9 protein-coding genes and 1 pseudogene are annotated in these 11,632 nt (G+C 64.4%); 7 read left to right on the forward strand and 3 right to left on the reverse strand.

The features are described 5' to 3' along the window. Positions 1 to 8: 8 nt before the first annotated feature. Positions 9 to 1,679, reverse strand: coding sequence for an alpha/beta hydrolase (locus BW967_RS00310; protein ID WP_076483050.1), 1,671 nt, complete (start codon positions 1,677 to 1,679; stop codon positions 9 to 11). A 158-nt stretch (positions 1,680 to 1,837) separates the two neighbouring features. Between BW967_RS00310 and BW967_RS00315 the strand changes: the two genes are divergently transcribed. The 4 genes and pseudogenes from BW967_RS00315 (at position 1,838) to BW967_RS00330 (ending at position 7,434) form a co-directional block, all read left to right on the forward strand. Further along, positions 1,838 to 3,895, forward strand: a complete 2,058-nt coding sequence (locus BW967_RS00315) for a mechanosensitive ion channel family protein (protein WP_076483051.1) — start codon at positions 1,838 to 1,840, stop codon at positions 3,893 to 3,895. A gap of 173 nt (positions 3,896 to 4,068) precedes the next feature. Beyond that, a pseudogene (locus BW967_RS00320) lies at positions 4,069 to 4,374 on the forward strand (transposase); the annotation flags it as partial. A gap of 187 nt (positions 4,375 to 4,561) precedes the next feature. Beyond that, on the forward strand, positions 4,562 to 6,583 hold the full coding sequence (locus tag BW967_RS00325) for a 4Fe-4S binding protein (protein WP_245826398.1): 2,022 nt from the start codon (positions 4,562 to 4,564) through the stop codon (positions 6,581 to 6,583). After that, a complete protein-coding gene (locus BW967_RS00330) occupies positions 6,580 to 7,434 on the forward strand; it encodes an FAD:protein FMN transferase (protein ID WP_076483053.1) in 855 nt (284 codons plus the stop codon). The genes BW967_RS00325 and BW967_RS00330 overlap by 4 nt, the downstream gene beginning before the upstream one ends. 12 nt (positions 7,435 to 7,446) lie before the next feature. Here BW967_RS00330 and BW967_RS00335 read toward each other — a convergent pair whose 3' ends face one another. Then, a complete protein-coding gene (locus BW967_RS00335; RefSeq protein ID WP_108188568.1) occupies positions 7,447 to 8,343 on the reverse strand; it encodes a substrate-binding periplasmic protein in 897 nt (298 codons plus the stop codon). Further along, entirely contained in the window at positions 8,340 to 9,029 is a 690-nt protein-coding gene (pedF, locus tag BW967_RS00340) for a cytochrome c-550 PedF (protein WP_076483054.1), read from the reverse strand. Before pedF ends, BW967_RS00335 begins: the two co-directional genes overlap by 4 nt. A 189-nt stretch (positions 9,030 to 9,218) precedes the next feature. Between pedF and BW967_RS00345 the strand changes: the two genes are divergently transcribed. The 3 genes from BW967_RS00345 to BW967_RS00355 are packed head-to-tail and all read left to right on the forward strand — an operon-like array spanning position 9,219 to position 11,632. Beyond that, a complete protein-coding gene (locus tag BW967_RS00345) occupies positions 9,219 to 10,211 on the forward strand; it encodes an ABC transporter substrate-binding protein (protein ID WP_076483055.1) in 993 nt (330 codons plus the stop codon). A gap of 3 nt (positions 10,212 to 10,214) precedes the next feature. Continuing rightward, positions 10,215 to 11,042, forward strand: coding sequence for an ABC transporter permease (locus BW967_RS00350; protein ID WP_083951824.1), 828 nt, complete (start codon positions 10,215 to 10,217; stop codon positions 11,040 to 11,042). Then, complete coding sequence (locus tag BW967_RS00355) at positions 11,039 to 11,632, forward strand: ATP-binding cassette domain-containing protein (protein WP_076483056.1); 594 nt, start codon at positions 11,039 to 11,041, stop codon at positions 11,630 to 11,632. Before BW967_RS00350 ends, BW967_RS00355 begins: the two co-directional genes overlap by 4 nt.

Consider the following 11,632-nt stretch of genomic DNA (forward strand, 5'->3'; position numbering starts at 1 on the left):
GAGGAGGGCTATTGCGGCAGCGAGGTTTGCACCACCGCCATCACGCCTTGCCAGAATTCGACCTGATCGCCCGGCGCGGCATCCAGCCGGTGCTGCGCCTCGGCCAGTGCTTGCGCGCCATATATCCGCAGCAGATCGCCCGCCGCGCGCACCGCCTCGACCCGGCAGCCATCGGGCTCGACCTCCCAAAGCCGCCCCTGCACGGCCGCGCGCGGCGCCACCGAGCAGCGCTCGTCCGCGCTCCAGCCCAGCCGCACCAGCCCCAGAATATCGCCCAGAATCTGTGGCGCATCGCCGAAATAGCTGTGGCCCAGACTGTCGGCCTCGATCCGCGAGGCATCGACCGTGTCGAGCCCGTCGAGCGTCACCACCTGATCATTGGCATCGCCGAGCCGCGCGCCGCCATTCACCTGCCGCGACACTTTCAGCGCCAGATCGTGTTTCGAGGCATACAGCGTCACGCCCTCGACATGATCGCGCAGCACCGGGAAACGCGCCAGAAACTCGGCGCGATCGACATCGGGGGCGGCCAGAACCAGCTGGCCAAGGCGCCGGTCGGGGTGGCGCAGCAGGAAGGTTTCCAGCGCCTCGAGCGTGTAGCGATTGCCCATCGAATGCGCGATCACATGCAGCTTGCCGCTGCCGCGGGTGGCGATTTCGAAGAATTCCTCCATCGCTGGGCGGGTCGAGACTACGCCATTGGCATCGGACAGATAGCCGTAAAGCGAGCCCTTTGAGGGCCAGCTGTAATACATCGTCTGGCCCGGAAATTCGAGGTCATAGCTCAGTTGCGCGGCGCGTAGCGCGCCGTCGTGAAACGACACGTTGTAGCCATGCACGAACAAAAGCCGGTCCTCGGAGCCGCAGCAGCCTGCGGCGAAAGCTTCGCGCCCCATCCGCGCGATTTCGGCCAGCACCACATGTTCGTTCGGGTCGAGATGGTCGGTGAACACCCAGCCGCCGGGGCGCTCGATCATCCCGGCCAGATGGTTCGGCGGAATCGTCACGACCAGCTTGCCCACCGAAAGATCGCCGCGCTCGCTGCCGTAGGCCTGCGCCGGATCGGGGTTGCCGGTCGCGGCCCGGTTGGTGCCATACCAGACCGTGACCGCATCGGGCTTGCCCTCGGCGCGTAGGCTTTTCGCTGCGGGCTTGGCTGACTCGAGCAGCACCGCGCGCATCGCCTCGAGTTGCGGCAGGATCTGCGGCATCAGCGCCTCGACTTGCGGGCGCAGCGCCTCGAGCCGCATCAGCAGCGCCGGGTTTTCCGGCCCGAGCCGCTTTTCGAGCGTGTCGTAAGCCGCAAGCCGGGCCCTCAGCGCCGCCTGCGGATCGCCCAACTTGTCCTGCGCCGCGGCGGTTAGATCGAAGCTTTCGGTGCGGCGCGGGTCGATGGCGGCGAGACGGGAAGCCAGCGGGGCCAGAAAAGTCAGCGCGCGGGCCGGTTCGCCCGCCGCAAGCGCGGCGCGGGCGAAGATCAGCCGCAGGTTGTCGTCGTCTTGCGTGGCAAGGATGGTTTCGGCCAAATCGAGCGCGGCTTTCGGGTCGGACTCGATCAGTGTCTCGAACCGCGCCACCTGTTCGAGGCTCGCGACCGAGGGCGCCTCTTGCCCCAGAGCGGGCGCCAAGGCGCCAATTTGCAAAGCAAAAACGGCGCAAGCAATGCTGAGAACGCGCATCGAGGTCTCTCCTTCCTGTCGTTCCGGCCGTGATCGGCCCGAGGCTGCTAGGCCCGCAACTGCCGCGGCCTATCCCCATCCAAACCGTCTTGTTCGCCTGTGTAAACCTGCGATAGCATCCAAAGCGTGACAAAAAACCGCATTTCGGGGGGCTGCACATGAGACGGGCATATCTGTGGGGGCTCGCGGGTCTTCTCCCCTTGCGCGCTTTGGCCGAATCATCCGAGGCGCCGGGCATCGTCACCTCGGGCTTCGTACAGGGCGCGCTGGCGGTGGTCGAGGTGCTGATGCAAAGCTCGAGCCGCGCGGCGCTGCAATTTGCTGCGCTGGGCGCCGATCTGCCCGACTTTCCCGCCACTCTGGTCGCTTTCTTCGCCCGCCTCGGCGAGACCGACTTCAGCCTTGGCGCGCTGGTCGCGCGTGTGGTCTTGTGGCTGGCGGTGGGCACGCTGGCCGAACTGGGTTTTCGCGCCATGCTGGCGAAGTTTCGTAAAGCCGCCGGAGCGGGCGGGGGGGACGGCGCGCAAGAGGGCGGGCGGGGCCTGTGGCTTCTGGGCAATCTTGCGGCGATGGCGGTCTTCGCGGTGGTCGGCGGCTGGCCCTTGCTGATGAGCGTACAGGCCAATTCCGGGGCGCAAAGTTTCGTCGTCAGCTACATGCTGGCGCTGGTGATGGTGCGGGTGTTCGCGCTGCTTGCACGGCTCGTGTTGGCGCCTTGGCGCCCCACGCTGCGCCTTGCCGCGCTGAGCGACCCCGAGGCGCGCCGGCTTTACCGCCACCTCGTCACCATCGCCGGGGCGGCAGTGTTTTTCCTTGTCACCACCAAGCTTTTGCGCGCGGGTGGGCTGTCGCTTTCGGCCACGCTCACTTTCGCGCTGATCACCCGCACGCTGGTCGCAGTCGCCGTCATAGCGGCGATCTTCGCGCATCGCGCGCCCATTGCCCGCATCCTGTCGCGCGACCGCAAGGGGCGCCGCCGCGCGGCGGGCTGGCAGGGGCTGGCGGGCATCTGGCACTTGCTCGCGACCAGCTATGTCGCACTCTCTTGGGGCATGAGTTCGATGCTGCTGCTGCTGGGCCGGTTCGAGGCCAACACGCTCGCCGTCGCCAGCCTGATCCTGATTGTGGCGCTTGTCACCTTGTGCCTGATGCTTGACGATTGGGCCGCGCGCGCCGATGCCGCCACGCCCGCCACAACCCTCGCCGCCGTCGCCGGCCAGCGTTCGCCGCCCAGCTTCGCGCAATTCTTCTCGCGGCTGGGCCGGGCGCTTGCCACCGTCGGCACGCTCACCCTTCTGGTGCGGCTCTGGAGCGGGCCCTGGGACATCTGGCGCAACCCGCTGGCCGAGGCTCTGGGCCCGGCGCTGACGCAACTGATGCTGACGCTGCTGATCGCCTATGTGCTGTGGCAGGTGGTGGCGATCGGCTCCGAACGGATGCTCTGCGCCGCCGCCCCCGGCGCGAGCGCGCGACAGACCCGCGTTGCCACCTTCCTGCCGCTGATCCGCAACACCACCTTCGTCGCCATCGCGCTCACTGCCACGATGATCGGGCTATCCGCGATTGGCGTCGATGTGCTGCCGCTTCTGGCCGGCGCCGGGGTGGTCGGCATCGCGCTTGGCATGGGCGGGCAGGCGCTGGTGAAAGACATCGTCTCGGGGATTTTCTTTCTGCTCGACGATGCATTCCGGGTTGGCGAATATGTCGACACAGGGCTTGCCGAGGGAACGATCGAGCGCGCTGGCATCCGCTCGCTGGCGATCCGCCACCCGCTTGGCGCGCTGCACACCGTGCCCTTCGGCGAAATTCGCACCATCGCCAATCATTCGCGCGACTGGATCTCGCTACGCCTCGATTTCCGCTTGCCCTTCGACACCGACCTAGCGCTCTTGCAAGCCGAATTCGAGCAACTGGCCGAGGTGCTGGCGGCGGACCCGCAACTGGGGCCGCTGTTCGTTGGGCGGCTGGACTTTGGCGGCGTGGTGATGATCGACGAAGGCGCGATGATCGTGCGCACCAGCTACAAATGCCTGCCGGGCGAACAATACCGGCTGCGCCGGATCGTTTATGACGCAGTACAAAAGATGTTTCAGGACAATGGGATATCTGTCGCCGTGCGCGAGGTTCGGGTGCGCGGCGAGGGCGCGGCGGAGCATGGCCCTGCGACCTCCGCAGGCAGCGTCGCCGCGCCCGGGAGCGGGCAGGAGATGCGCTGATAGAGAGGCGGGCAAGGTGGGCCGGGCTCCAGAGCGGCTTCTAGGTGTCGGACAGGGGGCATGTTTGCGGCACAATTCGGCGGTTGGCAAACCTGCCTTCTGCTTTTCGATCATCCCGCTAATCTGCGCTTCGGTGATCGTGGCCCCAGTGGGGCCGCGTAAGCCCTCAGAACCAAAATGCGTCCATCTTGCGGCAAGGCGAAGAGGGGATGCCTGTTGCCGGGATTTGTCGCAAAGCTGGGATTAGTCAGGCGACCTGCTTCAACTGGAAGAAAAAATACGGCGGGCTGCTGCCCGACGAGATGCGGCGTTTGAAGTTGCTCGAAGACGAGGTCGTCCTTGAGCGCGAGGGCTGGCGCCACAGCACCAAGAAAACCTACTGTGTTTACAAAGCTATGGGCATGCAGTTGCGGAACAAGACACCGAAGCGGCGCGTTAAGGGCAAACTGCGAGAAGATCGCGCTGAAGCCCTCGGGCCGAAACTTCTTCTTTGCGATCATGTTCGTCGCAACCATCCTGTTCTGACTATGATCAAGAACGAGTCCTGAGCCCAACCCCCCTTGGCCTTTGTCTGCGCGAGGGCACTCCCCCAACACCAAGGTCTTATATCCAAACCCTTATGCGTCGGATCAGACTGTGCCGATGTGGCGCGTTTTGATTTTTTGGATGTTTCTGGCCGGACCGCTTTTTGCGGCCCCGCTTACGCGCGAGGCGCTCGCGCCGATGATCTTGGCCCCTTATGAACTTGGCGATCCGGTCAACGACAGGGGCGTTTGGGCGCTTTTGAATTCGGGGGGTGGTGAGGCAGGGTATGTTTTTGAAACCGAGCCTTTGGCCCCTTTGCCCGGCTTTTCTGGCGCACCGATCAACATGCTGGTGCTGCTCGACCGCGAGGGACGGTTTTTGGATGTGCGGTTGCTGTCCCAAAACGAGCCGATCTTTGTGTCGGGGCTGGGCGAGGCGCCGTTTCGCGCGTTTTTGGAGCAATATCGCGGTCATTCCATCAATGAACCGCTGGTGGTGGGCACGCCCTATGGCGCGGGCGTTACGGCGTCGGACAATGTCTATCTGGATGGGGTGACGAAGGCGACGGCCTCGGTCCGGATCGCGCATGAATCGATTTTGGCGGCCACTTTGGCGGTGGCGCGCGAAAAGATGCAAGGCGTGGGGGCGGGGCCTGCGCCAAAGCCTGACCCGAGCTATAACGAGCCGATCACGTGGCAAGAGATGGTCGATCAAGGGCTGGTGGCGCGGCTCACGGTCTCTTTCGCCGATCTTGATGCGGCTTTTGCGGGCACGAAATGGGCCGATGATGGCGCGGCGGCGGGGGAGGGGGCTTATATCGATCTGTATGCGCTTGATCTTGGCCCGCCTGCGCTTGCCCGCGCCGCGCTTGCGCCTGACACTTTGGCCGAGGTGGCAGGCTTCACCGCCCGCGCCCCCGATGATGAGCTTTACCTCCTGATTGAGGCGGGCGAACATGGGCTCGTGTCCGAAGATTTCGTGCGCAACACCGCGCCCGATCGACTGACCGCGAGCCAAGACGGGTTGCCGCTCGCGCTGCGCGATGCCGATATCTTGCCGGAACTCGCCGCCGATCTGCCCGAGGCATTGCAAGACGCCACCAAGATGATCTTGCGGCTGGATCGGCGCCTTGGCTTTGACCCGACCCGGCCTTGGCAGATCAGTCTGCAAGCGGTGAGGCTGCATGGCATGTTCCAGCCAGAGGCGGGTTCGGCCCATTTTCCCTTGCAGATGCAAACGCCTGAGCGGTTCTTTTTGCGCCCCAAAGCGCCCGAGCGGCTCAGCCCGTTTGAGGAAGCTCTGCGCAACCGCGCCAATGATCTTTGGGCGCTGGGCGGGTTTCTCACTCTGCTTTTTGCAGCGCTCTTCGCGCAATCCCGCTTGGCTGGGCTGCGCGCCTTTACCCCGGCGCGACTAGCCATTTTGGCCGTGGTCACCGGCTTCATTGGCTTTTGGGGGCAGGGACAGTTGTCTGTTGTCACGCTTATGGCGGTGGCGCGGGGGCTGGTGTCCGGCGGGCTGGAGGTGCTGCTTTATGACCCGTTTGGGCTGATGATCTGGGCGGCGGCGGCTCTGGGGTTTTTGCTTTGGGGGCGTGGGCTTTTTTGCGGCTGGCTCTGCCCCTTTGGGGCGTTGCAGGAATTTGCCCATCATTTGGGGCGGCTTTTACGCCTGCCGCAGATCGAGCCGCCGCAAAGCCTTGCCCGCGCGCTGTTGTGGGCCGGGCCGCTGGCGCTTGCCGCGATGATTGCGACGGCCTTCTTTGCGCCCGAACAGGCCGAGACCGTCGCCGAACTAGAGCCTTTCAAAACCGCGATCACCATGCAGTTTGACCGCCCGCTCGCTTACGTGCTTTGGGCGGGGGGCTGGATTGCCGTCTCAATGGTTTGGTTCAAGGGCTTTTGCCGCTCGCTCTGCCCGCTTGGGGCGGCGATGCGGCTGGGGGGGCTTTTGCGCCTGCGTCGCTGGATCCCGCGCCGCACCGAATGCGGATCACCGTGCCAACTTTGCCGCGTGCGCTGCGCCTATGGCGCAATCAAACCCACGGGCGAGATACGCTATTCTGAGTGCTTCCAATGCCTTGATTGCGTCTCTATCCATGATGATGCCAACCGCTGCGTGCCGCTGGTGGTGGCAGCCAAACGCGCGCGGAGGGCCGCATGAAACGACGCCGTTTTTTACAAATTGTGGCCGGGGCGGTGCTGGCGGGCGGGGCGGCACAGGCCAGCACATGGCAAGGCCGCGCCTTTGGGGCGGATTTGCAGATTACCGCTTCGGGGGATTTGCCGTTAGAGGCGATCAAGGCAGAGATCGCGGCGATCGAGGCCACCTTTTCGCTTTATGCCGAAAGCGAGTTGACCCGGCTCAATGCCCGTGGGGTTGTGCCCGGCTCGGCGCGCTTGCGCGAAGTTTTGGCGGTGGCGCGGCGGGTGCATGACCGCACGCGCGGCGCCTTTGACCCGACCGTGCAGCCGCTGTGGCGCGCTTTGGCCGAGGGCGGCAATGAACGCATGGCCCGCGCGGCGATTGGCTTTCATCGAGTGCGGGTGGGTCATGAGATCCGGCTTGCCCGAGGGCAGGCGCTGACGCTCAATGGGATCGCTCAGGGCCATGCCGCCGATGCGATTGCGCGGCTGTGTGAGGATGCGGGCCTTGGCCCCTGTTTGATTGATATGGGCGAATTGCGCGCTTTGGGTGGGCCGTTTCGTATCGGGCTCGAGGATCCAACCGCCGGACAAATCGCGCAGCGCAGCCTCAGTTCTGGCGCGGTGGCGACCTCATCGCCCGGTGCGATTTGGCTTGCGGGGGGCAGCCATATTCTTGGCCCGCATGGGCAGGTGCCGCGCTGGTCCACCGTCTCTGTCGAGGGGGCCACAGCCACGCTCTGCGATGCGGCCTCCACCGCCTTTGTGCTGATGGAACGGCACGACATTCTGCCCGCCGCGCGGCGGCTGGGCCTGCGCACGGTGATGCTGGTGGATTTTGACGGCAATCTGGAACGGCTGACGCTTTAGCCTCGCGTAGGGCTACCGCAGGGGCACGCGGAAATCCGCGCCATAATCGGCGAAAATCGCTTCAATACGGCCATCTTCAAGCGCGGCGGCAATTGAATCATCCACCGCATAGGCCAAGGGCCGATGCTGGAAGGAAATCGCCACGCCCAAGGTCCAACTGTTGCGGGCGAGGCCCAAAAGCGGCGGCTCATGCACCGCTTCGCCATCTTGCAGGGCCGCATCAATCTCGGCGCGTGGGCCCATCACGGCCATCACCTCGCCTGCGCTCAAGCCCGCGATCGCTGCCGCCGTGGTCGGGTAGCGGTGCACCTTATCGGCGGTCGCCCCATGTGCGAGCGAGGTCAGGTAAAAATCGGAGATGGAGTCATTTTCAACCCCCACCGGATCATACCGAAAGACCGGGGGCGTTGGCCCCTTTTCGGGGTAATCTGCGGGCTTGTAAGCGATCGCCAGCCGCTCGGTCGCATATTGTCCGGTAAAGACCACCTGATCAAAGCGGCAGGCGTAATCCACATCATAAGGGGCGTGCAGCATCACATCGGACACATGCCCGCCCACAACCGCGCCGCGATAGACATAGTTCAAAAGATCCGCGTCCAGCGTTTCACCGGGCGTGACCAGCCGTATGCGAGCCGTTACCCCCAAATCTTCGGCAATCAGCCGCGCGATCTCGACATCTATCCCGCGCGGCTTGCCGCCTTCGGCCCAAGACCAAGGGGCGAAGTTTTCATACATCGCGAATTCGATCCAACCCTCATCCCGAATACGGTCCAAGTCCCGCCCAAGGTCGCGCTGGGGAGTGTTTTGTAACCGTTGTTCGGGGGCGATGCCCTCGCAAGCCGCCTGCGCGGCGAACGGGAAAACCGCCAGCGCCAGCACGGCCAGAAGGGATCGCCCCCGCCCACTCATTGTGCCGCCGAAAGGCCAAGGGTCAGCAATTCCGCCGCATGTTTGAAGCTGGCGGGGTCATCGGTGAGCGCCTCCGCCGCACGGCTGACCGCGCTATCGGCGATTGGGGCCCCCGAGAAGGTTTTGACCTCCCCCGCCACCTGCAAAAGCTCCTCACGGATCGCCGCCGCATCGCCTTTGCCTGCCATCAGATCATCGCGGATCACATGCAGCCGCGCGGCATGGCTTTCAAGCGCATCATCTTCGGGGCGGGTCTCGATATAGGTGCGGATCGCCCAACCCGCCTTTTGCCCCAAAATCTCGCCAAAGGCGGGCATTTTGGTGGTGCCATCTTGGGTGTAGCCGTGCTGGAACCGTTCGGCGAACCATTCATCGCCATATTCCTCGGCCTCCAAAAAGCGCAGATCCGGGGCCAAACCGCCCGAGACCGCGCCAAGCCCGTGGCAACGCGCACAGTTTTGGTTGAAGCCGGAATCGCCAATCCGCACGGCGGCGCGCCAAACCTCTTCGCCTGCGGCCTCGGCGCGATAAGGGTTTTCGGTCAGCCAGTCCTCGCCGACGTCGGGCAGCGCGTCGGTGTTGATCGGCTGCGGGGCCACATCGCCATGCGCGATCACCTGCACAGGTGCCAGAACGCCGGCTAGGATGAGCGCCGCAAGGGTGCGGCGGGTCCGGGTGTCAAGCATCTCTCTCTCCCTCTCGATCGGTGCTGCCAAGCAATTAACGGGACCGGGCGCGGTCGCTCCATTCGACCTTGGTAGCGTTTGGCCCGATCCTGCCCGAGAGGGGCCCCTGCGCGTATTGTCCAATGGTCTAATAGGAAGGCGGGCGCCGGGGCGGGTAGCGTGATCCCAACGAATGAGGGAGGAGAGACCATGCTCAGATTTACGCGCCGTGGCGCGCTGGCCCTCGGGCTTGCCGCCGTGCTGACGACCCAAACCCCTGTTCTGACCCCGGCCTTGGCCGATGATCTGCCGGTTCTCAAGGTCGCCACGCTGCAAGGCGGCACGGTGAGTTGGGAGCTGGATACCATCGCCCATTACGGGCTCGACGCGGCCAATGGCTTTCACCTTGAGGTGCTGCCACTTGCGGGCAAATCCGCCTCAGAGGTCGCGCTTTTGGGCGGGGAGGCCGATGCGATTGTGACCGATTGGTTTTGGGTCGCGCGCCAGCGGGCCGAGGGGCGGGATTACACGTTCATCCCCTATTCGCGCGCGGTGGGCGGGCTTTTGGTCAAGCCGCAATCGGGGATCATGGATCTGGAAGACCTCGCGGGCAAAAAAATCGGCATCGCAGGCGGGCCGCTTGATAAAAGCTGGCTGATCCTGCGCGCCTATGCGCAGCAAGAATTCGGCATGGATTTGGCGGCTCAAACCGAGCAAGTCTTTGGTGCGCCGCCGCTTATTATGGAAGCGGCGCTTTCGGGCGAAGTCGATGCCGCGATCAACTTCTGGCATTTCGGCGCGAAAATGCAGGCGCGCGGCATGGAATCTTTGGTCACCACAGGCGAAGCCGCGCAGGCGCTGGGCCTTGACCCGGAAACCCCGCTTTTGGGCTATGTTCTGTCTGAAAAACTGGTGGCCGAAAAGCCCGAAGCGGTGGCCGGGCTGCGCGCGGCCTCCCGCGCGGCGAAGGACATGCTCGCAACCAATGACGAGGCTTTCGCCCGGCTGCGCGATGTCATGCGGGTGAAGTCGGATGCGCAATATGTGGCGCTGGTGGCGGGCTTCCGCGAGGGGATTCCAGCGCAAGCTCCGGTGGATGAAGCCGCCGCCGATAAAATGCTCAAGCTGATGGCGGGCTTGGGCGGAGAAGACCTTTTGGGCCCGGTCAAAGACTTGCCGCCCGGCACGTTCTTGACCAACTGAGCCATGATCGCCTTGGCGCGCAAACGGCACATTCCGAGCGGGGGGCGCAGCGCGCTGCCCGCTCACGCCATTGCCACGCCCGATTGGCGCGCCGTGGGGCGGACCATTGTATCCATCCTTGCGGCGCTTTTCTTATGGGCGGGGCTGGCTTTTGTGCTGGATGACCCGGCCCACGCACCGGGGCCGCAACAGGTGTTGCCTGAGCTTTTTGAGGGGCTCGCCTCGGGCAAAATGCTGCCCGATCTGGGCGCAACGCTTTGGCGGGTCGGGCTTTCTTTTGCGCTGGCGATGGGGATTGGCGCCGCTTTGGGCATTTTGCTTGGGCTCTCGCGCCGCGCCGATGCCTGGTTCGATCCTTGGCTGACGATTTGGAACAATATCCCGGCCCTGGTGCTGATTGTGCTGTGCTATCTGTGGATCGGGCTGAATGAAACGGCGGCTGTGATGGCCGTCGCACTCAACAAAGTGCCGCTCGTTGCGGTGATGCTGCGCGAAGGCGTGCGGGCGCGTGACCCGGCGCTTTCCGAAATGGCGCGGGTCTTTGGCATGGGCTTTGTCGCGCGCCACCGCCACATTCTGATCCCGCAACTGATGCCGCATATTTTGGCTGCGGCGCGCGCCGGGTTGGCGCTGATCTGGAAGGTCGTGTTGGTGGTGGAGTTTCTGGGCCGATCAAACGGGATCGGCTTTCGGATTCACCTGAATTTCCAGATGTTTGACATTGCGGGCGTGCTGGCTTGGGCGTCGGCCTTTGTGCTGGTGATGCTGGCGATTGAATGGCTGGTGCTTGCGCCGCTCACCGCCCATGCTGCTCGCTGGAGACGCGAATGATCGCCCTTGATCTGACAGAAAAACGCTTCGGCCCCACGCAGGTTTTGGGCGCGCTGCGCCTAGAGGTCGCGCGTGGTGAAGTGCTGGGGATCGAAGGGCCCTCGGGCACCGGCAAATCCACGCTTTTGCGGATTTTGGCGGGGGTGGACACGCGTTTTGAGGGCAAGATGCAAGCGCCGAGCCGCCGCGCAATGGTGTTTCAAGAACCGGTGTTGATGCCGTGGCGGCGGGTGATCGACAATCTTACCATTCCCACGGGGGCCAGCGAAGACGAGGCCGAGCATTGGCTGTGCCGGGTTGGCCTTTCGGGCTATGGCGCGCATTGGCCGGGGCAATTGTCGCTGGGCCAAGCGCGCCGAGTGGGCCTTGCGCGCGCCTTTGCCTCGCGACCTGAGTTGTTGATTTTGGATGAGCCCTTCGTCTCGCTTGATGCCGAGCGGGTGGATGATCTGTTGGAACTGACGGCGCGGCTGATTTCGGAAACCCAGCCCGCCGTGGTGTTGGCCTCGCATGCGGTTCGGGAGTTGGATCGGCTCGCCACGCGGCGCGCGGTTTTGGCCGGGCGCCCGGCGCGGCTCACCGCGCTTTAA

The sequence above is a fragment of the Rhodobacter aestuarii genome, from assembly GCF_900156655.1.
GTDB lineage: Bacteria > Pseudomonadota > Alphaproteobacteria > Rhodobacterales > Rhodobacteraceae > Rhodobacter > Rhodobacter aestuarii.

Excerpts from the sequence above, each read along its gene's own strand:
- BW967_RS00310 (WP_076483050.1), bottom strand. The coding sequence starts at position 1,679 with ATGCGCGTTCTCAGCATTGCTTGCGCCGTTTTTGCTTTGCAAATTGGC.
- BW967_RS00315 (WP_076483051.1), top strand. The coding sequence starts at position 1,838 with ATGAGACGGGCATATCTGTGGGGGCTCGCGGGTCTTCTCCCCTTGCGC.
- BW967_RS00325 (WP_245826398.1), top strand. The coding sequence starts at position 4,562 with ATGTTTCTGGCCGGACCGCTTTTTGCGGCCCCGCTTACGCGCGAGGCG.
- BW967_RS00330 (WP_076483053.1), top strand. The coding sequence starts at position 6,580 with ATGAAACGACGCCGTTTTTTACAAATTGTGGCCGGGGCGGTGCTGGCG.
- BW967_RS00335 (WP_108188568.1), bottom strand. The coding sequence starts at position 8,343 with ATGAGTGGGCGGGGGCGATCCCTTCTGGCCGTGCTGGCGCTGGCGGTT.
- pedF (WP_076483054.1), bottom strand. The coding sequence starts at position 9,029 with ATGCTTGACACCCGGACCCGCCGCACCCTTGCGGCGCTCATCCTAGCC.
- BW967_RS00345 (WP_076483055.1), top strand. The coding sequence starts at position 9,219 with ATGCTCAGATTTACGCGCCGTGGCGCGCTGGCCCTCGGGCTTGCCGCC.
- BW967_RS00350 (WP_083951824.1), top strand. The coding sequence starts at position 10,215 with ATGATCGCCTTGGCGCGCAAACGGCACATTCCGAGCGGGGGGCGCAGC.
- BW967_RS00355 (WP_076483056.1), top strand. The coding sequence starts at position 11,039 with ATGATCGCCCTTGATCTGACAGAAAAACGCTTCGGCCCCACGCAGGTT.